The organism is Shouchella lonarensis (assembly GCF_900096965.1).
In the GTDB taxonomy this organism is placed as follows: domain Bacteria; phylum Bacillota; class Bacilli; order Bacillales; family Bacillaceae_D; genus Shouchella; species Shouchella lonarensis.
The window spans coordinates 53,782-75,458 of sequence record NZ_FMYM01000012.1; the positions used below are offsets into that span (position 1 = coordinate 53,782).

At 38.8% G+C, this 21,677-nt stretch carries 13 protein-coding genes; all 13 read right to left on the reverse strand.

Going from position 1 to position 21,677, the window contains the following annotated elements; genetic code table 11:
• Positions 1–62: 62 nt before the first annotated feature.
• Positions 63–3,674 (reverse strand): nSTAND3 domain-containing NTPase, encoded by a 3,612-nt coding sequence (locus BLT29_RS11935; RefSeq protein ID WP_090776546.1) that lies wholly within the window; start codon positions 3,672–3,674, stop codon positions 63–65.
• Positions 3,675–3,807: 133 nt separating this feature from the next.
• Entirely contained in the window at positions 3,808–8,268 is a 4,461-nt protein-coding gene (locus BLT29_RS11940) for a coiled-coil domain-containing protein (RefSeq protein WP_090776547.1), read from the reverse strand.
• Positions 8,255–8,998 (reverse strand): DUF6063 family protein, encoded by a 744-nt coding sequence (locus BLT29_RS11945; protein WP_090776548.1) that lies wholly within the window; start codon positions 8,996–8,998, stop codon positions 8,255–8,257. The genes BLT29_RS11940 and BLT29_RS11945 overlap by 14 nt, the downstream gene beginning before the upstream one ends.
• Position 8,999: 1 nt before the next feature.
• The gene (locus BLT29_RS11950) at positions 9,000–10,502 is read right to left on the reverse strand and encodes a hypothetical protein (RefSeq protein ID WP_090776549.1); all 1,503 of its coding nucleotides are present in this window, start codon (positions 10,500–10,502) and stop codon (positions 9,000–9,002) included.
• Positions 10,499–11,581, reverse strand: coding sequence for a Wadjet anti-phage system protein JetD domain-containing protein (locus BLT29_RS11955; protein WP_090776550.1), 1,083 nt, complete (start codon positions 11,579–11,581; stop codon positions 10,499–10,501). The genes BLT29_RS11950 and BLT29_RS11955 overlap by 4 nt, the downstream gene beginning before the upstream one ends.
• A gap of 919 nt (positions 11,582–12,500) precedes the next feature.
• Positions 12,501–13,376 carry an AraC family transcriptional regulator gene (locus BLT29_RS11960; protein ID WP_090776551.1) on the reverse strand — a complete coding sequence of 292 codons (876 nt, stop codon included), beginning with the start codon at positions 13,374–13,376 and terminating at the stop codon, positions 12,501–12,503.
• A 90-nt stretch (positions 13,377–13,466) separates the two neighbouring features.
• Entirely contained in the window at positions 13,467–14,705 is a 1,239-nt protein-coding gene (locus BLT29_RS11965) for an MFS transporter (RefSeq protein ID WP_090776552.1), read from the reverse strand.
• Positions 14,706–14,755: 50 nt separating this feature from the next.
• Positions 14,756–15,634: a GNAT family N-acetyltransferase gene (locus BLT29_RS11970; protein WP_090776553.1), complete on the reverse strand. Its 879-nt coding sequence runs from the start codon at positions 15,632–15,634 to the stop codon at positions 14,756–14,758.
• 12 nt (positions 15,635–15,646) lie between these two features.
• Positions 15,647–16,042: a RidA family protein gene (locus BLT29_RS11975; protein WP_090776554.1), complete on the reverse strand. Its 396-nt coding sequence runs from the start codon at positions 16,040–16,042 to the stop codon at positions 15,647–15,649.
• Positions 16,039–16,869, reverse strand: a complete 831-nt coding sequence (locus tag BLT29_RS11980) for a PP2C family serine/threonine-protein phosphatase (protein WP_218124010.1) — start codon at positions 16,867–16,869, stop codon at positions 16,039–16,041. The genes BLT29_RS11975 and BLT29_RS11980 overlap by 4 nt, the downstream gene beginning before the upstream one ends.
• Before the next feature lie 203 nt (positions 16,870–17,072).
• Complete coding sequence (locus BLT29_RS11985; protein ID WP_090776556.1) at positions 17,073–18,026, reverse strand: S8 family serine peptidase; 954 nt, start codon at positions 18,024–18,026, stop codon at positions 17,073–17,075.
• Between the two features lie 71 nt (positions 18,027–18,097).
• Positions 18,098–18,826 (reverse strand): S8 family serine peptidase, encoded by a 729-nt coding sequence (locus tag BLT29_RS11990; RefSeq protein WP_281241426.1) that lies wholly within the window; start codon positions 18,824–18,826, stop codon positions 18,098–18,100.
• 585 nt (positions 18,827–19,411) lie between these two features.
• On the reverse strand, positions 19,412–20,695 hold the full coding sequence (yfmF, locus tag BLT29_RS11995) for an EF-P 5-aminopentanol modification-associated protein YfmF (protein WP_090776558.1): 1,284 nt from the start codon (positions 20,693–20,695) through the stop codon (positions 19,412–19,414).
• Positions 20,696–21,677: the final 982 nt, after the last annotated feature.

Genomic DNA, 21,677 nt, shown 5'->3' on the forward strand with positions numbered 1-21,677 from the left:
TATCCACATAGTAATCTTCCCCTCGCCAATACCTTACACTTTTGCAACCTTTCTAACCCTTATTAATTAAAGGACACATACTTTCTAGTCTTAGGGTCACGAACATAAGAATCAAGTCGAATGCAACCATTAGCGGCCATCGACTTTTCTACTTTCTCACATACCTGAAAATATGAATCCCACAGAAAATCACACACACCTAAGGACTTCAGAACATCAAACCAATCATCGTTTCTCATACATTCAGACATACACAGTTCATACTCACATTCATCCCCTATAGTCTCCCTTAAGGAACCCTGTTCCATAATCAACTGTCCTAAACGTAACAATAAATCCTTCTTATTTTTGTTGCTATTTTCCTCATCATCCCAACTCATATAATCCTCCAACGCTGTTAAATCATGGTCAATAAAATCTAATGCAGAGATTGATAAACCGTTACACGATGATCCTGATAAATATGGAAGCAATGTGACTTGAGAGATTTTAAAATTCAACTTGAGCTCAAGAAACTCAAATGTAGAAGAACATATCTTTTTGAGACTACTCACATCAATGGCTGATAAGTATTCTTTTAAAATCGGGATCAGATAATGATGGTTAAATGCTTCTAAATCTAATTCTGAACACAGTAACCAAATATCATGCTCAATATCTCGAAATTCCTCTTCTAAATCTAGGAAATTAGCATAATTCCGTTTCCTCTCTCCCTCATCTGAGGAAAGCATTTTCTTCGTCGCTAAATAAGCTTGCAATCCTACAGTTTGAAACTCGTACCATTTTCCTTTTCGAGATAGGAATGAAAAAGATAACAGAGCATCCAACTCGATGTGACCAGATTCCAACTTCGCTCTAATAGATGGATGTTTTCTAATCTTATTCTCAGAAAAGATAACTCGCCCACTCTCCATCATGTCAAATGCAAATTCATGAAGTGCTTCAGCAATACAGTTTGGATCAGTAGTAGAGGATGCATCACTAGACCCCTCAATGAGATAAGACGCAAACTTTCGATAAAAATCAGCGCTTGATAGCGGAAAATGTTTCTCTTTATGATAGAGATCTACAAAAAGAGATAATGTATCTAAATCGGGGGAAATCGTCCAAATATACCACGGGATTTCACTTTTGAATAATCCAATCAATTCTTCTGCTATCGCTTCTTCTTTCACAGTTTTCCTGATAAAATTGATCACATCTTCCTCTTCAAGAAATTCTTTTGTTCCTCCTAACAGTGCAGCTTTTTCTTCTTCCATCAATTCCTCTATTTCTTGTTCATTGTATTCATCTTCTTTGGTTTCTGTAGGAGTTTCATCACTTTCTTCCAACTGATCTTTATTGTAATCATCATCTTCAAACTCATCGTAACCCGCAATCATCCTTAAATCTTCTCTGTACCCCTTGTCATCATCCAATTTATAACCCTTCAGAACCTGTGGATAAACGATATCTATTAAGAAACTAATTCGATTATGTTCACAATCAGACGCAAAGAAATCCACGTCACTATATAACACGCCCATGATATCACGCTGAATTGCCTGATAGTGCACTTTGTTGAACTCAGCAAATTCGTTTGGGAAAGCCTTCTCAAATTCATGCAGATTCAGGAAATGTTCTGCAGACCTAGAACGATCATAATAGTCTTGAATCAGTGACTCTCCATCGAGGTGAACGTCTAGGGGAAATGACAATGTAATTAGTTTGATCAAATGAGGGAAGACTGCCATATCATCATAAGAAAACGGATACTCACCTTCATGCAGATGGATACATAGCTGCTGAATTTTATCTCTCAAGAACGCATCCATTTCAGTGCTTTCGTTTACACCAAAATGCCATAAAGTGTCATACACCTTTCTCACAGTACACTCGTGTGGAGCCTCATAAACAGATGATGTATTCTCAAACACGTCACCGTAGGCATACGAGTATTTTAAATAATCAAAATCTGAAATGATTCTTTCACAAAGCTCAGTTTCCAACGTTTTAGATAAACATTTCTCTCCTCGATGACAGAAACGCTCTCCTGACTCATCCAATACATCACTCTCTGAATGAGCGACCCTAAATATAGAAAGAAGTTGATTAAAGAAAGGACAGCCACGAATAAGAATCTTCCCATATTGATGCATATTTTCATTCAAATGCTGATATAAAAAATCCTTAATAGAGGGATTCTGAAATTTAACTAAAAGGCGCTGTTTTCCATATTCATTGTAAAAACTACGCAAAGTGAATGATGAATCCTCTGAGTAAGTATTAATCATCGTTTTTTCTAATTGAGTCATGATACTGCTAAACTCGAGATCCTGAATTTTTTCTCCACTCTGTTCCCAAGCTTCTAAGCAAGCATGATAAGAGTCCTGCAGGTCACTTACTCTCATCGGTTGAGACGACAAGAATAAGATTAAAGCCGTTAATTGCGCTCCATATGTTTGTTTCATAAAAATACTTTTCCAAAAACTTTCCGGATCATCCAAATAACTCATAAATTCCTTAAAAAATTGTGTTGGAGAACACTCCTCCACGCTCCTTTCTTCTTGCTCGAGTAAAACTTCAATCATTCTTGGGTTATAATTCTGATGATGAATGATTCGCGTATAATTATCTGCTATCACTTTGACATAATCCCATTCAAGATCTGAAAAATACAGGTGATTGAATAAGATTTTCCCTTTAATCGCTTCTGAGTAATCATCTAATTTAAGTAAAAGCTTACCTCTCTCGATCACCCTTCTTAATTTTTCATTTTGATATTGAGCTAACCCTTGCTGCAACACATATTCACGTGAAGTTAAGATCAGAATCTTATCATCTGAACTAGAAATAAAGTTTATAAATTCCATTAGATTTTTTTCTTCTTTAAGTGGCAGTTTTTCGTCTTTAAATATGTCTCCCCAAAAGTCATCAAAAAAGAACACTTGTTTTTCATCTTCTTTGTACATACTCCAAGCTGTCTCTACCGTGTCTGCATAAATAAATCCTCGATATCCCTTACGCTGTAAAAAATACGCAGATAGACAGCGACCTAATGTTGTCTTGCCGATACCAGGCTCCCCCGAAATCAGAACATATCTATGTTGCTCTAAAATATTAATTGCTCTCTCAAAGTTATGACTCGAGACAAAAACTTTCACTGCCCGTTGTATTTCCTTTAACTCACGCTTTGACTTATTCAAGACAGAAGAATGGACCACTTCCCCCAACATATCCATCAAAATGTTCGTGCTACTTATCCAAAGTTTATTATGCTTACATTCAACATGATGATATTCTTCTTTCCCGAGTAACTTATTCAGCTCTGTTCTATCTATAATGTCACGCTCACCTGCTATCAAACCATCAAATAAAGTCAATATTTCTCGTCGTTGATGTAATTGCAATTCCAGCGAAGTAACGAGAATATAACGGCTCGGTTCTAGTGCTTTCGCCTTCTTTATTTCTCGTTTTTTCAAATCATTGAATAGTTGCCTATAATTTTGCCTGTAGCATTTTACCTGGACGATAATTTTCTCATTACCTTTCCAATGCCGGAGATCTATTCCCTGATCTTTCCCTCTTCCGGAAATTTCAAAATCAATACCTTCCTTTACCTCTAACATATCCCTCACAAACTCCTCAAACTCCCGTGGAGAGAAACAGTTATGAAAATCATAATTTGGGGTCATCTACCTCACCTGCTCTTAATATTTGATTGTTATCATTGCACTCAGAAAAATCATTACTGCTCACTATACAACCCAGGAACAACCCTATTTTGCTGCCACTGTTACTTTAGAACAATAGTTATTCCCAATTTTATCATAATATCCTTCTACTAGAAGTAACATGTTCCTCTTCTCCAGATATCACTAACTTTTCACCTTTCTTCCCTTTCTCCAATTCTAATTGATAATAATTAGGGAAACGTTTAGATACCTCTACTTTGACTAACTCCGGTGGACAAACGATAAGTAACTGAAACTTTAATTTTTCCGCAACCGAAAATATCGGATCTAGGATATGCGTGGAAATCGCTTGTCCAAAAGGATTGTCTGAAATAAGCGGTGTCCACATCGAATCACCAGCACCTTGTTTTTTGAACGATAAAAGCATCATCATCACAATCATCCTGGCTGAAAGTTTTTGTCCACCGCTACCACTTGTTATGTCATCATCTCCTTGATTAATCACTTCCCAACGACTGAAGTATCTTGAATGCGCCTTGTTATATTGAAACGCATTTTGTGTATCCATATTGTATACTTCAAACTTGGGAAAAGCGCCACCTAGTGCTTGTTCAACAATGTTTTCATCTCTCACTAACTCTCGAATTCGTCGCTTTACCTCGTTATTCTTCGTATCTAGAACTTCAAACTTTTCGATTAAGTCATCCATGCATCTGTCGAAATAATGGTTTAATCGTAACCGGATCCTTTCTTGTTCCGAGTAACCGGGTAAGTTGTTTTGATCAATCCGAATGAGCGGGAAACTATATCCATTATCATTCGTCACAGTCATACGCTTTTCCATCTTGTGAAGATGTCCAATAATAGAATCAAATTTCTTCAAAGCTCGGCTTGTCCAAAGAGAACGGGCTTCCATTGCTTGCTTGGCATCTTGTTCCTCTTTTTCTATTTCCTTCTTTGCTACTTTCTTCATGTTCGAAATCACTTCAATGACTTTACTTGTAGAAGAATCTATCGAAAACTGTTCTTCTAAAGAATCTAATATTTTTCTTATTAAACCTGCATCGCATGATTCCACACTTTGAATCTGTTTAAAATCCCTATACGCCTTCTTGCGCTTGTTTCTTTGATTAGCAACCTCTTCTTGAAGCAGCTTCAATTTATTAATCCAAGCATTGACAATATCTTCTGCTTTTCCGGATTCAATTTGATGAATTAATCCCGAATCATAAACACCTATTTCTCTTGTTTTTCCTAATCGGCTTGATACTTTCTCTTGATTTAAACGTAAGTTCTGCAGTTGTTTTTCAAGGCTCTCCCTCTCTTTGGAAACATCATTTATTTCTTTTTTAGCGTTGTCCAGTTTTGCTTGATACATATATTGAAGATCGCCTAAGTCTTTTCCAATTAATGGATCTGGTTCACATCCTTTTTGTCCTAAGTTACTTTCTGCTTTTTTTAGATCCTCTATCCAAATTGAAAGTTGTCCTTTAACAAAACCCTTTTTTCCATTCACACGGTTTTTCTCTTCTTTCACTTCATTTAATGCACACAAAACTGAATCAAGAAGGGATTTAAGTTGTCCAATTTCTTCTTTCGGTACATCTCTTTCTTTCCAACCATTATCCATATTGTTGAGAATATCGATAATTTCATTGACTTTCTCTTGTTGGGTATTTAGACGCTCATTGTACGTAGCTAGCTCAACTGAGTATTGGTCTTGTTTATTTTTCAAACCACTCCAATGACGATACATGTTGTCCATACTAGAGAGTGCATTTTCGCTATAATATGTCGAAGTTTCCCCTGTGTCTCTGGCTTCTTCTGACACAGGCATCATAATGTCTCCTAAAACTTCGCGATAGTAAGCGATCTTATCATTGTTTTTGCTTAACCAAGCCCCGTGATCTACTGTTTCTTTCATGATTTTTTGTTGCATCTGCTCGATTTTACCAGAAAACGAACGAAGGAGATTTTCGTACTTTCTTTCCTCGAGCAAAAAATGTTCAATATCTTTCACTCGTTCGTTGTGAGCGTGTACTTCTTGAACCCAGTCTTTTAATCTGAGGACTTCTATTTTCTTTGTATCGATATCTCTCTCTAATCCCTTAACATGACGTTCTTTTTGATCCTGTTTTTCATTCACCGCATTCAATTCGTCACTAGCTTCTCTTAGCTCATGTTGCGTCTTTCTCAATGAGTCTTCGAGATCTTGAAGCTGGTTGTTTAATTTTTCTAAAGAGGTTTCCTGTAAGAGAAGCCTAAGATCCTCCACAATACTCATAAACTTCTTTTTTACTTGTACATACTCATCCGCTCGTCCTTCTAAGCGTGAAAGTTTTTCATCAATTTTTTCTTTCCATAATTGGTACTTCGATACGTCAAAAGCAAGCTCTTTCGTCTGATCATCCATATAACCAAATGACAATTGTATGTCTTCGAAGTATCCCCTCACAAAAATCGGAACTAAACTTTGAACTTCATCGTTTAGTAATTTAGATTGGTTCAATATATCCCATTCTTCTTTACTAATCACCAAGCCGTACCGTATAAGTGGATTTTTGTTCTTTAAATCTTCCTTTTCTGACTCACTCAAATGACAGATATATTCTGTACCAAAAACTGCGCTTATTCCGCGCTCTTTTAATGCCCTTGCAACGACTTTTAAATCCAGATTTGGAATAAAATAGTCATCTTCATTTAAGGATTGTTGACTTTTCATGGTCCATGTTTCAATTTGGTTTTCAACAATGCCCGCTTCAATTTCTTCTATCTCCTTGTGTAATTGACCTTTCATTTCTTGAAACCAGAGAATAGATGGCGTTTGGGGAGGGTCTACTCTCAATGTTTCAGCAATATGATTTGCCATCGTCGCCTCTTTTTTTGCTCTCAATTGAGCTTCTTTTTTCTTTTTGTTGAAATCTCCTTTACAACTTAACTCCAAACCACCAAGCCTCCCTACTTCTTTTCCTAGGGATCCGGATTTCCCTTTTAGAATTTTTAATTCATCTGTTTCTTTTTCTAGTTGTTTTTCTTGTACTTCTAAATCCTTTATCGTTCCTTCAAGAATTTCCTTACTTTTTAAATCAATCTTTTCGCCATAATCCCCTTCCATACTTTTTAATTTCGTGCAATATTTTTTCTCTTCCCTGTTTGCTGTTGCTAACTCTACCTTAATAGATTGAAGTTCTTTCTCCTTGTGTTTTTGATGTGCTTTCAGCTCCTTTTGCTCTTCATTTAATTTCCACATTACATCCGTATAAGATTGACGGGTTTTTTTAAACAGTTGTTGTACATGCTCCCATTCAAGATTCATATCTTTTTCAATATCACTCATTCTTTTCTGGATATCTTTTTGTTCTTTTTGAGAACGAATCCACTTGATATGACGTTCCGTTTCCGCTACCTCACTTTTGCAATTTGCATATTTTCTTATTTCAACATCAAGTTCTAAGGTTTGTTTTTTATTTTCAAAGGTGATGATATCTTGATCATATTTTTCTTCCTTCTCTTCTAAATGCTTGATACGTTGTTGGTGATCAGAAACTTCACGATGTATTTTAGCGTAATCAACATTTTCCAATTTAACTTCTAAATCCTTTTGTTGATTCTTTAGTTGATCAATATCATTACTAATGCTCGTTAAGTCTGCTTCTTCACGTTCAATAATTTCATTTAAATTTTTGTGAACCATCATACCATAATCCATTTCTAGTTCTAGATTACGCTCAGATTCTTCCTCTTTTTGGACTTCTCGCATAAGAGGATCAATTTTATTTAAAAACGCTTTATAGGTACTCATACGACGTTCCAATTCGGGTAATTTTTCTGCAATAGACACTTGGATTTCATACATATTCGCCAACTCTTGTTTATTTCCTAGAATCTCGCTAATGGTTGGAATGATTTTCTCTTTGTATAACTTCGTATTGGTTTGCGAATCCTTGAAATAGTCTTGTACACCACCCTCATGTTTGTTTATTCCTCTCATCACTGTCCATTCCTTTTTATATACACCATAGGTTTTCAAATTTTGCTGGAATGTTTCATGTCTCTCATACTTATGAATCGACATACGTTTTTCTTCGAGAAATTGGATGAACTCATGAAACGCCACGACCTTATCGTCTTTAGTAAAAGGTAAATGGCTTAAGGAACAACCTGTTTCTGTGTGATGTTCGTGTTTGTAAAAAACCATCTTCTCCTCAATGGATTGTTGTTTCTCTAAATCACTTTCGTTGAGTTCCCTTTTTTCGGCCGTCGCGACAACACCAATGGTAAGATATCTTTCTTCAACGGTATCTAAACGAAATTGAATGCCAACGTGAAACGTGTAAGGATGAAACGTTCCATTCTCTCCTTTAAAAAAATGGTGATATTGTTTGTTTTCATTAAGAGGTCCCCAACTTGTTCCTGGTAACATGATTTGGAATAAAGTTTGTAAAAATACCCCTTTTCCTCCACCATTCACAAGAGTGATTAAAGTGTGTTGCGCTTCTTCACCCGAAGCAAAATCTAAAAGCAGATCTCCATAATGCTTTTTAAGCGAATTATATTTCAAACCAGAAATGCGGATTTTATCAATTTTCGGCATCGTTAAACACTCCTTCACTTTCTTCAATTAATTCTTTTACTTCCTGAAATCGATGTTGATGATGGTATACTTGTTCTAACCGGTCAAAAAGTTCGTATTTAGGAATAGCTCTCGGCATGCCTTCTTGATCTGTTATATATATCAATCCTTCATCTCTCAGAAGAGACATCGCCCATGCCACCAAACCAATTCTTGACTTTTTATCTTTTGTAATTCGATTCGTTTTCTTTTTCGTTTCGTTTTTCACTTCAAGATTAAACCATAAATCCACCATCTTCTTCATATCAATGCTCACTTCTTCTGCTTTATCTTCTCCCTCCCGAGCTTTCTTTCTCCAATTCTCCATGAGTTTGTACACAGCTCTTTCTAAACCGTAATAAGTTAAACCAAGATTATTTTGATGAAGCCCTCCCTCGTTATCTACATTTGCTAGATAAGTCACAATAATGATGCTGATAAGGTTAAATTCATCTTTATTTTCTACACTAAATTTGGTTTTTAAATGGGTGAAGTTTGTCGCAAACGTCGACCCTTTTCCTTTAGTAATAATCTGAACTCTGTTGTTCGAATAAATGATGCGTGTGCCAGATTCAGCTGCAATCATATTTAAATAATCTTTGATTCTCTCATCTTGGAAATCATTGAATAATTCATCTTTATCATGAACCACCTTCACGCGAAGCAATTCGAAAAACAAGTTTAATCCTTTACGGTGAATTTCTATCTCCATATTAGCCTCTTCCTAACACCAATCTTCTTGATGTAATCTTTTTCTTGTTCCATTCAAATTCATGATCCTTGTCTAATTCACAAATAATTCCCTTTCCAACGAGAGCTTTAAATTTATCGTCTAATCGAATAAGCGCTTGAACTAAGCACATACGATCATCATCGTACTTTTTCCATAAATAAATCGGTTCGACAAAAAAATCTTCATTTGAAAAAATCATCCATAAATCAAATGTTTCTTTTTGTTCAAACCAACTTTCTTTCTCATCCAAGGACAAGTTTGCTAAATCTTCAATATGATACTGTCCTTTTTCTAAAAGCTCTTTGAAAACAGGTTTCCAAGCACGCGCAATTTGTTCCCAATCGATTGTTTTCACTTCAAAAACCTCTTCATTTTCATTGTCGGTCTCCTCTCCCTCGTCAATATTACTTTTATCTAAAGAAAATTCATGTACTTCCCATGTCCATTCTAAAGGAAGCATAAATTCTGTCGTGGGAGAAAATAAAGGTTCGATAATATACATCATCGTTTCAGCGTTTAATATCCCTTTAGCAAGAATAAGATCTTCATAAATATCTTTCTTCAAAGAAGAAGTAGATACATTCCAGAGTTTCTCTGTGTGATCGATTCTTAATTCTAGCTGGATATCAAATGTTTCAATATACAATTTTGCTAATTTATCATGTAAACGCCGAGAATCCTCTACGTCATCTAAAATTTCGTCGATAATCTGCACAGAATCTTGGTGCTCTGGCAATTTCTTTACTCTTCCTAGTTGTCGCTGTATCTCCTGAAAGTTCTTCTCTTCTTCTTTAAATTGGTTCCTAATTTCTTGTTCCTGTGACCCTCTTCTTTCGAATTCTTCACTTAGCAATAATTTAGGGTTCTGAATCAGTTCTCTTTGTGTTTCCCTTTCTCGATTCACCAATACTTTCACCCGTGTACGCAAATCCTGTATACGACGTGAGGCTCTCGAAAAATTCCCGTTTCTAATCAGCTGCAAACTATATAATTGTTCGATATCAATAGAAAGCTCTTCTTGCATTTCTCTACTGATAAAGATGAGGTTTTGCGATATCTCACTTAATTTATAAACGGTATCTCCACCTTCTTCCCACCTTGAATATAGACGGTCATCTTCTAAATATCGATATTCCATATGTTTGAATTGTTTTGAAGCAGGGTGATAGTAAGAAGAGGAAAAAGGATTTTGTTGTTTTGCATCGCCGTTCCACAGTAGCCCTGTTGCAATTCTTCTCACTTGATCCTCAGAGGCATCTAAATTCATATCTATTAAAACATCTCTTGCAATCATTTCCACGTCAATACTTTTCCGATTGCCATCGTCATTTAACTCGCGTTCAAAAATAGTTAATAAAACAGCAAAAAGGATATTCTCTTTATAAGACTCTAACTCTTCACCAATCCGCATTCCTTTTCCAAATGACCATATCGGTACTATCATTTTTGCACGTTCATCAAAGTCATTCCAAATGGCAGTCATATCTTTTCACCTCCATCCCGCATAAGATTCTCAAAGTTGATTGCCTCCTGTGGAAGCCTTTTATCCTGTTCCCATAGTTCTTTGACTAACTCTGCAAGCTCCATATAGTCATTGTGGTACATCTCTTTTGTCACCATGTCTAACGTGTCGGGTGACTTGATATGGTTTTGATATCGCACTGTCCCTTTATTCATCTTCCTCATAAAATCAAAAAAGGGAAGATGCAAGGATAAATTTTTCCATATATTCTTCTCTTTTAAGCTCCTGTAAATACCAAAACCATCCGCATCTATATCACCTAAATAATGAACGTTGTAATAATCCTTCTCCTCAAAAAAATCGTAAAAGAAATGGCAACTCTTGATAATATGCTTTCCTTTTCCATAAATAAGGATATCTGGCTTGTAGCCTTTAAAATGATATCCCCTGGTGAAAAAACGATTCAATGTGTGATATAAATTTAAATTTTCCACAATCAATACATACTTTTCCTTTTGATTATCTAAAGCATGATAAGAAACAAATTGAAATGGTTCTCCTTTCACCTGGGCTTTCAGGTCTTCAAGTGTAACATTGACTCGTTTCAAAAACGCTCGCCCTTCAGAAGACGACAGAAACTTCTCATGACCAAAGATTTCGTAAGACCTTTCTTCTCTCCCTATCCATTCTCTTTGCTTATCTACTAACAAAAATTGATATAACCGTTCTATTTTTTTCCATTCATCTTTCGTTTGAAGTTGAGGATTGTTTTTATACTTTGTAAGTGATAATTTGTCCGATACCCGAATTAAATCGATATCCAACCATTGCTGATCAATGACTTTCCTTTCTAACCACATTCGAGTACATAAAGGAGGATATCGACCATTTGTAGGTTTTACTTTTTTCATAGACACTAGTAACCCCTCATCTTGCAACGATTTTACACTGCTGTAAAAAGAAAAGTAACCACCTGCTCTTTCATAGTCTTCTAATGAACCGAGTGTAGACTTGATATCTGACTCTAGTTCCATTATATTTATAATCTTACGTTTATATCTTTGTTCTAATTTCAAGTGTTTTTCAACCACCTCTTTCATTATCTACTCTCCTTTTCAGATCTAAATTTTCCAGCCATGATTATTCATAAAGTTCATACAGGAATACATTTGATAGATTTCCTGTGATCTTTCACTTGAATATGTACTAGGCTGCTATTTATTTCATATTCAGTCCAATGCCTATCGTAAATCCCTACTATCTAACAATACAAACCGTTCAACTTCACGTTATTTAAGCTACACTCATTCACATCGTACACAACACAGAGCTCCGCCCATTCATCCAAGCACCCCTGCACTACATACAAACCGTATGTCCCTCTCATTCCACGAACGTGCCGTAACAACGATTCGCTTCCTTTGAGTTGCTGTCACCTTTATCATACTCCAATTACACGCCACTCTCAATAAAAAAACCTTACCTTTCCAATCAACTCTTCATCCAACAAATAAACGGATATCGCACCGCTTCATTTTAAATATACTTTTTCAGTTCTTCAATCGCCACCTATCTTACTTTCACCACTCTCCATCAGGATCATTTGGCTCAGGAACATCGTCAAAGACCGTTACAAGACTGGGCGCATGAACGTCTAGTATATAACTCTCATGGATATACGCGACATCCAGATGAGCATCACTGGATTTATCGGCGCGACACACGCATTAAGCGCACCCTTGACGAGACGTTCAACATCACAAGCGAAGGCATCCCGTACCTTAGACCGGAAATTGCCCTCCTCTACAAATCAACCCATCTGCGCACCAAGGACGAAGCAGATTTCCACCACGCGACCAAAAAAATGAGCCTCCACCAGATACAGTGGTTAAAGGAGTCTCTTCTGACCATGGACGAAGCGCATCCATGGATATCGCTCCTCCATTGAAAAGTTCCGAAAAAAAAGCCGAGATGCAATTGATCCATACACCTCGGCTTCAAACTACCCACTCATAAACCTCATTTCCTTTTCTGCACTGGAATCCATATTTCACATGTGACCGTTGGCGCAGTTAAATCCTTATCTTTGATTGACAAAAGCTCCGGTCCTTCTATTTGTTGAAAATGCGACGAAGGAAACCAGTCTGAATAAATGCGGCCCCACGTTTCTTGGACAGTTTGCGGAAAGGGCCCTCCTGATTGAAACACCGCCCACGTCAGCGCAGGCACCTCCAGTTGCGTAAACCCTGGTGGACACTCATCTGTTGTGGCTACGCCAATGTAATGGTCAAGCTCACCTTTTTCCTCCATTCGTCCTTCCGAAAAGTTGGTCGACGCTTGGATGATACCGAGCGGCTCAGCATTGGACAGTTTCTGTAACTGCTCAATTTTCTCTGTGCCTAGCTCTTTCCACATCGCTGTAATATGTGAGTTTTCGCCTTTAAAAATGATTGGCACCCTTTTCTTCACGCCAACAATCCGATACGCTTCCTTCTTTACAATGCGATAATCCATTTCTGTTCCTCCCTTAACCGATAATTGGAAGGTCATTCGTGGAAATGCTTTAAGCGACTGCTCATCATGTCGGGCTTCTGACGGCGTAACACCATGCACGCTTTGAAAAGCTCTTGTAAAAGCGTCTGGTGAGCTGTAACCATACTTCACCGCAACATCGACTACCCGCACATTGCCCTGATTCAGCTCAAAAGCCGCCAACGTCAACCGTCTGCGTCGGATATACTCTGATAACGTAATCCCCGCTAGGAAAGAAAACATCCTTTTGAAATGATATTCCGAACACAAAGCCCTCCTAGCTACTTCTTCAAAGTCAATATTTTGAGCAATATTTTCTTCGATATATGCGATCGCTTCGTTCATGCTCTTTAGCAAATCCATTGTAATGACCTCCCTTATCGACAGAGTAACAAAAATGAATGGTGCGCATCCGATAATTGGTGCACAATAAAGTCGGATTTTTTCTAACCTCTAGCTCGCACTATGCTCGCTTTCCTCCGCAAACAACGCTCTTTTCTCACGCTGGAACACTGTTTTACAAATGACACCACCTAATAGTAATAACCCGACTGAACCAGCGATCACCACTGGTCGAATGGACAGCATTTCTGCTAATCCTCCTACTAGTACCGTCAAAAAGATAATCAATAGCGATGTAATCATCCCAAAAATACTCTCAAAACGCCCCATAATTCCAACCGGGACATTATTTTGATAAAATGTCAAAAAGCCCGTATTTGCAAACGTTAACGCAAATGTCAACAAGAAAAATCCGATCGCTGCCATCAAAAAACTGTTAGAGAAGGCATAAATGAGGTACCCAAATCCTATAAACAGAGAGCCAATACCGATTAATGTATTTGGAACAAGCTTCTTTGCAAATACTGTATTCACTATCGCCCCCGCAATAAAACCCAGTCCTGCCATACTCACAAGGAAACCGTATGCACTATTAGACAATGACAGCACTCCTTTAGCGAAAGCAGCTTCTTGTGAGTCCATGGCCGTCATGAAAACTGTCACACCACTAAATAATAAATAAACCTTCGCAACGTAAGCGGAGGACTTACTAAATTTGATTACCTCTAACCAGTCTTTTTTGATTACATGCCAGGACACTTTCTCCATACTCTTTTGTTGTGACCTATCCACATTAGGTAAAAACAAGAGAATGAACGCTGAAATAAAGATTGCAATTGCATTTAATTGAATCGCTAAAGATAGTGACCCAATGATAAACAACAACCCAGCGAGAGACGGTCCGACGAGATATCCACAAGAGTTAATAAAATTACGCAACGCATTGAAACGCTGGCGATTTTCTTTTGGAACCAACTTGGTCATGTACACCATTGAAGTTGGCTCAAATATAGACGTTGCCATGTTAATAACAAAAACCAACACATAAATGAGCCATAAAGGCGAAACAAATGATAGTAGGAAAATACAGATCGCTCTAAAAATGTCCAAACTGATCATCATATTCCGCTGATTTAAGCGATCAATAAAGCTCCCCGCCCAAAAGTTTGCACATAAAGTTGCAATCGGAAATAAAATATATAGCGCCGCAACAGCAAGAGGAGACTTAGTCATATCAAATACCATTAAATTAATTGCAAGCAAGTACACCCATGCTCCTATATTTGACGTTCCAATCCCAACTAACAGTAGCGCCGGATGTTTCCAGGCAGAAAATGTGTTTTTATTCATCGTAGCAGCTCCCCCTTAAGATGTCATAGCAGATCGGGGGATGAGCGATTCTATCTCTCTTTCCGCGCCGTTACCGCCAGTTTATATGCTTCCAGCGTATGCTTCTCCGTAAAGCCAATACTTTTATACAAATTGATTGCTGCTTGCTGGTCTGTATCGACACATAGTGTGATGTCTTCTACGCCAATCGCTTCAAATAAAAAGTGAACCGCTTGTGACAGCAATCTTTTCCCGTACCCTTTCTTCCTTGCATTCTCCTTCACACCGATAAATTCAATTGATCCCTCTTTAAATGCTTTTTGCCCCTCAACATAAACGTATCCAACCATTTCCTTTGCTTCCTTCACGACATAAACAACCTGCTCTTCATTCAAGCGCTCGACAATCTCTCTCCCGGAATAGTATGTGTTCGGGAATAGTTCATCATGAAGAGCGATAAACGCTGCTTCATTGTCGCGCTGTAATTGCTCGACACCGATGCCGTATCGCTTGCAGCTATTTGACGTTACCTGCAAAATACACGCTCTCCCCGTGAATGTCGCTTGCTTTTGCTTCATCCATGTAATCGCAGTCGAATTTTGTTCATTATAAAAGCTCCAGCACGTATACGTTTCTGTTCCTGAAAGTAACGACACGCGCTGATGCCATAATTGATCAGCGATTTCTTCCCAGTTTGGCGCCTGCACAAACGGCCCCCACAACTCTATCTCTTTTCTCTCCATATCTACTTCAAATCCGAGTGCTCCGATGATTTCTCCTTGCCCATATTGCACGACAAAATCTGTCGGGCTAAAATCTTCTTCTAGCGTGCTCAATATTTCTGCTGCTTTGCTACCGCAGTAGCCGACGTGGTGCTGGGGTAACTGGTTCATACTTGCTAAAAAGCTTGCTAATTCCTTGAAGTTCACCTGCTCTACCTGTTGATTCATATCTTTTTCCCCCTATTCATCCGCGACAGCAATCGCTTCTACTTCAATCAAAAGCTCATCTTTAATGAGTCTACTTACTTCCACCGCCGAACTAGCCGGTGGGTTTTTTACTGAAATATATTGATTCCGGATGTCGCGCACAACATGCATTTGCGAAATATCTGTTAAAAAGAAAGTCAACTTGATTACATCTTCAAAACCGACACCTGCCGCTTCTAACGCAATCCGGATGTTTTCAAACACTTGTTTTGTTTGTCCAGCTAAATCATTTACACCAACCACTTGTCCATCTTGATTTAACGCTATTTGGCCTGAAATATAAATCGTTCGCGCATGGCGCGACTCAACGACATGCGTGTAGCCAAACGTAGGTGGCATTTCTTTTGGATTCATAAATTTTTTACTCACTTCGTTCCCTCCCCGTGATTTGCTGGGTACACACCCTGCTCATTGTTTTCATAAGCCCAACCGATCAACGTTGCGCTATCTATGCCATTCTCTACGTGGATCTTATTTAAAATGTGACTAAAATGACTCTTCATATCCCCATCACGCGTGATCCAACTTGATAATGTTTCATCATCAAGGAATAGACTATCTTCTTGGTGATAAAGGCCATCTGTCGCTAAAAGAACCACATTTTTCCCGTTCCGCAGCTCTCTCACTCCTGTCGTATAGCACGGCACGTCCAGTGCTAAAGAACTGTTTTCCCCTACAAACTCAAAAAATTGTCTTTGATTCATTCTGTATTGATGGAAAGAGGCCAGTTCTTCATTAAACACATACAAGGAGCAGTCTCCAATCGACAGCCACCATAGAGACTGGCCTTTTTGTACACAAATCAAACAAGAAGCTTCCCCTTTAACGCTTGCACACTTCCGCTTAAATGCATCCGATAAGAGCATCTCTTTCATATACAGGTCGATACGTGTAATCGCACTTGACACCGTGCGCGAAAGGATCTCCTCAATATTTTTGTGATGGCGATCTAGCTCAGAAATGATGCATGCAGCACTCTCACTTGAATGATGCGCATCAATGATGACCCCAAACGTCCAGTCACTCCCTGTCAACAAAAGAAGCGCATCTTCATTTTTATGTGCACCAGCGTTCACGTTACCACCATACATGCCTAAAGTGGTATTTTCTATCGATAAAACTGTTGGCTGACTTAGAAATGGCTCTTGTTTTCCTGTCCAGCTGTAGAACAATGGCTTCACCTCTTTATATAACATCCACATCTTCTTTACCTGCACTTATTTTTATGATACACCTATGATATCACACTACCGTTATCGCCTTTGCACATTATTCATTTAAAAAACGACTAGCAGTAGCCAGTCGCGCAAAGAAACACAAAAATACAATCATACCACTGAAACATCTAATTTTTTTCCAGTGATATGATTGTTTTAGTTTAGGAATACCTGTCAGGAAACTATGAAGCTAAAAGATCAGGTAACAACGTCTTGAAAGATTCAAGATCAAATTCAAAATCAACTTCTAAATCAATGGCTGCCCCAAACGGCACACGGTATACTTCATTTTCATTTGCTTGGTTCGTATACGTGACATAGCCACCATATAAGCCTGGCGCTGTTGTTTTCGGGGCAATTAAAAACGCATTGTGGGTCGCCGTCTTCCCAGCAGGTACAGTCACCTTTTGATTTGTTTGGCGTACCACTCCACTATCAACAGCTCGCAATGTCCCATTTACCGCACCAAATTGTACATCAACCGTGAAAGTCTTTGCTTCAGAAGAGCGGTTTTGTAAACGGATACTATTTCGTTCCCGTACGTTTCCGTCGTTCGTACTTAGGAAACCGTAACTTAGTGCGCCTGTATGATCCGGTATCGTTGTGAGCACATCCTTTTCTAAATGTAGCCCAGCAATCGTCGTTTGAATCGTCATATCGGTGGCAACCGCTGCTCGTGGGTCGATTAAGCCCGCGCCAACTTCAAAGACGTTATACTCTTTTGCTAATGGACCGGCTGTATTCATGATACGCGTCTTAATTTCTGCTGGCGTTAACTCTGGATCCGCTTGTAGCATGAGTGCGGCCACACCAGCAACATACGGTGCTGCCATTGACGTACCCGAATAGCTTGCGTACGCTTCATCATAATCTCCAATAGACTCAGGACCATTGACAAAATCAGGAACAGTAGAAAAGATTTCCTCTCCTGGTGCTATAATTTCTGGCTTGATTGCCCCTGTCTCATAAACTGGTCCACGAGAACTAAACGATGCGATTAAATCACCTGTCTGCACCCATTCACTTTGTCCAAATTTTACTGAAGCACCTGTCTCTACCAACGCAGCCATCGCACTTTCTTCTAGCTCACCCGAGAAGTAGAATGTTGGGATGTCAGGAGCTACTTCATACAACATCTCAAATATCCCCCAAGAGAATTGCCAGAATGAAACAGAATCGAGCTCTAAACCTTGAACATTACTGTGAACTAAGAAGGCTGCAGCACCGTTATCACTGGCATGGATGACGGCTTCCCGATGGTCTCTAAGCAATCCACCGAAATAACAGCTACTTTCCCTTCTATATCCATATTGTCCAAGTCGGGCTCCGATAGGTCAACCAGCTCAAACTCCTGTCCACTAAACTTCGTTGCTTTATCATTATCAAAAGTAGGATCCAAACGCACCTGGTTTGTAAATGACTCTTCACCATACGTAAACGTATTCTCGAATTGCAAAATGTCGATCGGCATTGAGCTTGTCCCAACCGCAATCGGTAATGAATCCGGTGCTGGGTCGCCGATAGAATATAAGCTCTCCCCACCCCAGAATAGTGGAGAAACCACCGCATCATTACCAGCAGCAATCGCAACTGTTACCCCAGCAAGTATCGCGTTGTTTGTTGCAATGCCAATCGGTGTGAGTGGATTATTTACTGATGAACCTAGTGACAAGTTAATTACATCCATCCCGTCCACCACTGACTGCTCAATGCCAGCCACAACATTAGCTGTGTATGCTGTAAGTACCTCTTCTTCCTCATAAAAACCACCAAGCACTCGATAAGCATACAATTCGACATCTGGCGCCACACCTAACATGGCATTTTCTGCTTGTCCAGCAATGATTCCGGCAACATGTGTACCGTGACTTATTACAAGTAGAAGGAGCTCCTCAGATATCCCTGCCTCTAGCGCGTCATCATACGTTGCTTCCATGCTTACAACCTGCATATTACTGCCAAAGTGTTATTTGCGCCTGACTCTGTCAAACGTTATCGTATGAGTTCCTTTCGCTCTTTGTTTATCAAGGCTGGCGCAAAGATCACAGTCTGGGCGTTATCTCATCTGAAGTTGTCTGCGTCCTTCGTCCACCAAAAAGCATTTTTTGAGATGATGAGAAACATCCAATCATGGGGACAAAGGTATCGCATGGTTTGATGTGAATTTCATAAATATCTTTACGTACTGTTTAATACCAAGGGAGCAGTCTGTCTTTTTTTAGGTGTTGCACGTGAAAGTTTTGATCAGTAAGTTTATATTCGTTTAGTTTATTTGGTTTCTGGCAGGTTGATACGTTTTCCTTTTAGCTTACTGCTAATTTGCAGGAGTTGGGGTATCTTTGAATACTTCCATTGTGCAAGTGACCCTATGAATAATGTAGGGTATTATCTATTGAGCCCTATTTAGTTGTGAGGGTAGCCAAAGCTTCATGGAAATCCTCCTTTGGTAAAAAAACATTGAGCCCGTTCTCTAACTTTTCGTGATACAAATTTTCACCCAGTTGCTTATAATCGATTCTCATCATTTCTCTTCACCTTCTCGCGTCAAAAAGTAAATCGTATCTAGCTCCCATTTGTTTGCCGCCCGAACAATGTCTTCTTTCGTTACATTTTTGATCGTCTCGGCACAATCTAATAAGGAAATATGTCCATTAACGGACATATCAGAACAAAACAAATCAACAAACCCGAGTGCCGTGTCAACTGATTGCCACAATTGATTGAGCAATACGCCTTTTGCCTGTTCAATATCTTGTTCTGTGAAATCGCCCCGTTTCATTGCTGCAACTTGCTCTTTAATGATATAAACAACCTGATCGTACTTGTCAAACTCGATCCCTGCCATCACCATGAGTACACCTTTATGGCGTTCTAATATTGAGCCAACATAGTAAGCAAGGCTTTCTTTCTGTCGAACATTGATAAACAGCTTCGACAATGGGGAGCCACCGAAAATACAGTCTGCCACTCGCATTGCTTCACAATCATTGTCTACAAACGTTGTATATGTGCGATACCCGAGGTGTAGCTGCCCTTGCTTCATGTTTTTCTTGTCGCATACGACTTTCTCTTCTATCACCGCTTTGCTGGTTGTACTCGCTATTTGCAATTCTCGAACCTGCCGCTTAGCCCCAAACAACGACACCACTTCTTCTTTTGCCTGAGTTTCATCAAAACTGCCGATAATAAATAAATCCATACGGTCATGCGCAAGCATTTGCTTGTATACATCATAGATATCTTCTGGCTCTAGTACATCTAAATCTTCCACTCGACCATACGCTGGTAAGCGATACAGCTCCTGATCAAACATTTCTTCTATCATACGCTCTACTGCATAAGCCACCTTATTATCCGACACAGATTGAATTTTCTGCTTTAAGACTCGTTTCTCTTGCTCAACAACCTCTTTTATAAATATACCATTCTCTTGTCTTGGCTCAGTCACAATCTTATACAACAAAGCAAGTGCTTCCTGAAATAACTGCACTTGCTTCGGTAAACATCTCTCAGCCGCAACATCCATACGAAATGTGATAACGTGTTGTTCACCTTTTTTTTGTACATCTGTCTCAAGTACAGCGCCATACATGTTATCAAGTTTCCTCTTGATCATCATCCAACTAGGATAATCTTTTGTCCCACCTTTTAAAATCTCTGGAATTAGCGCCCGCGCTGTCACTGTATCTACAGAAAGAGACGCTTTCATCATTAAAATGATAGAAACTGTTTTGAACTTATCTGTTTTCCATAAGTGAAGATGTATATCACCCAACTTATGCGATGTCACATTTATATTTTCCATTTATACACACTCTCTTCCAAAATACGCACTTTGAAATATTTAACACTCGACTATCAAACCTATAATGCATTCCTTTTTTCTCTAATGTCACGTCATCTTTCCTATGAAAATATTGCTCACACAACCGACTTACGCAAATCATAAATACGACCCGTTTTCATACTGTGGGGTGGCCAAAGCGGCCATTTGCGTTTCCTATTAACATCCTCGCATCTATTTGATAATAGAACAACAAAAATCCCGAATAAGTTATCCTTACTTAGAATGAGCAAATCTCCTTCAATGAAATTCCATCTCGTTACAAAATAAAAAGTTCCAACCCATCACCAAGCCAAAAAAGCGTATCTGTGTGATGACTATCTTATCACATCATGAAGCAATCAATTTGCCTTTTTATTTTTCAAAACCAATGATGACCCATCTCAAACACATGATTGATGGAATGTTGAGTAAAGGATTCGCTGGCAAATTGACGGATATTCACACACTGAGCCATCATGCTAAACATCGAACAACACTTGGGCATTTTCTGGCAAACGGTGCATGGAATGAATCCTATCTTCTTCGGATTTCCAAGCAATATGTGCGCCAAAAGATTGATTCAAGCAGACCCGTATTTGGGGACATCAAGTCGTCCAAATGATGGTGAAGTCGGGTGATCATGCCTATCCGTACGAACATCAACTGTATGAAAAGGATCAGACTGAAAGTAAAATTGCTTTGTCCATAAGCATGATTTCTCTTGCAGGAAATTAACCTTCGTATTTGCTTTGTGATAGTTGGTATACATCCCGTTCCATCGTTGAAGCCTCCTCGTCTAAAGGCATTCATCTGATTGATGCTTTGAAAACAAACCGTATCATTTATCCAGTGGGAATTCGCACCAACGGCTGGAAGATCAGCAGCTTCGTGATAAGCGTCCCATTGCACACGATCAAGAAATGCCTAACCATCTACCAGACTCATCGACAATTTTGCACCG

Coding starts and splice junctions, on each gene's coding strand:
- BLT29_RS11935 (WP_090776546.1), bottom strand. CDS start 3,674: ATGACCCCAAATTATGATTTTCATAACTGTTTCTCTCCACGGGAGTTT.
- BLT29_RS11940 (WP_090776547.1), bottom strand. CDS start 8,268: ATGCCGAAAATTGATAAAATCCGCATTTCTGGTTTGAAATATAATTCG.
- BLT29_RS11945 (WP_090776548.1), bottom strand. CDS start 8,998: ATGGAGATAGAAATTCACCGTAAAGGATTAAACTTGTTTTTCGAATTG.
- BLT29_RS11950 (WP_090776549.1), bottom strand. CDS start 10,502: ATGACTGCCATTTGGAATGACTTTGATGAACGTGCAAAAATGATAGTA.
- BLT29_RS11955 (WP_090776550.1), bottom strand. CDS start 11,581: ATGAAAGAGGTGGTTGAAAAACACTTGAAATTAGAACAAAGATATAAA.
- BLT29_RS11960 (WP_090776551.1), bottom strand. CDS start 13,376: ATGGATTTGCTAAAGAGCATGAACGAAGCGATCGCATATATCGAAGAA.
- BLT29_RS11965 (WP_090776552.1), bottom strand. CDS start 14,705: ATGAATAAAAACACATTTTCTGCCTGGAAACATCCGGCGCTACTGTTA.
- BLT29_RS11970 (WP_090776553.1), bottom strand. CDS start 15,634: ATGAATCAACAGGTAGAGCAGGTGAACTTCAAGGAATTAGCAAGCTTT.
- BLT29_RS11980 (WP_218124010.1), bottom strand. CDS start 16,869: ATGTTATATAAAGAGGTGAAGCCATTGTTCTACAGCTGGACAGGAAAA.
- BLT29_RS11985 (WP_090776556.1), bottom strand. CDS start 18,026: ATGTTGTATGAAGTAGCTCCTGACATCCCAACATTCTACTTCTCGGGT.
- BLT29_RS11990 (WP_281241426.1), bottom strand. CDS start 18,826: ATGGAAGCAACGTATGATGACGCGCTAGAGGCAGGGATATCTGAGGAG.
- yfmF (WP_090776558.1), bottom strand. CDS start 20,695: ATGGAAAATATAAATGTGACATCGCATAAGTTGGGTGATATACATCTT.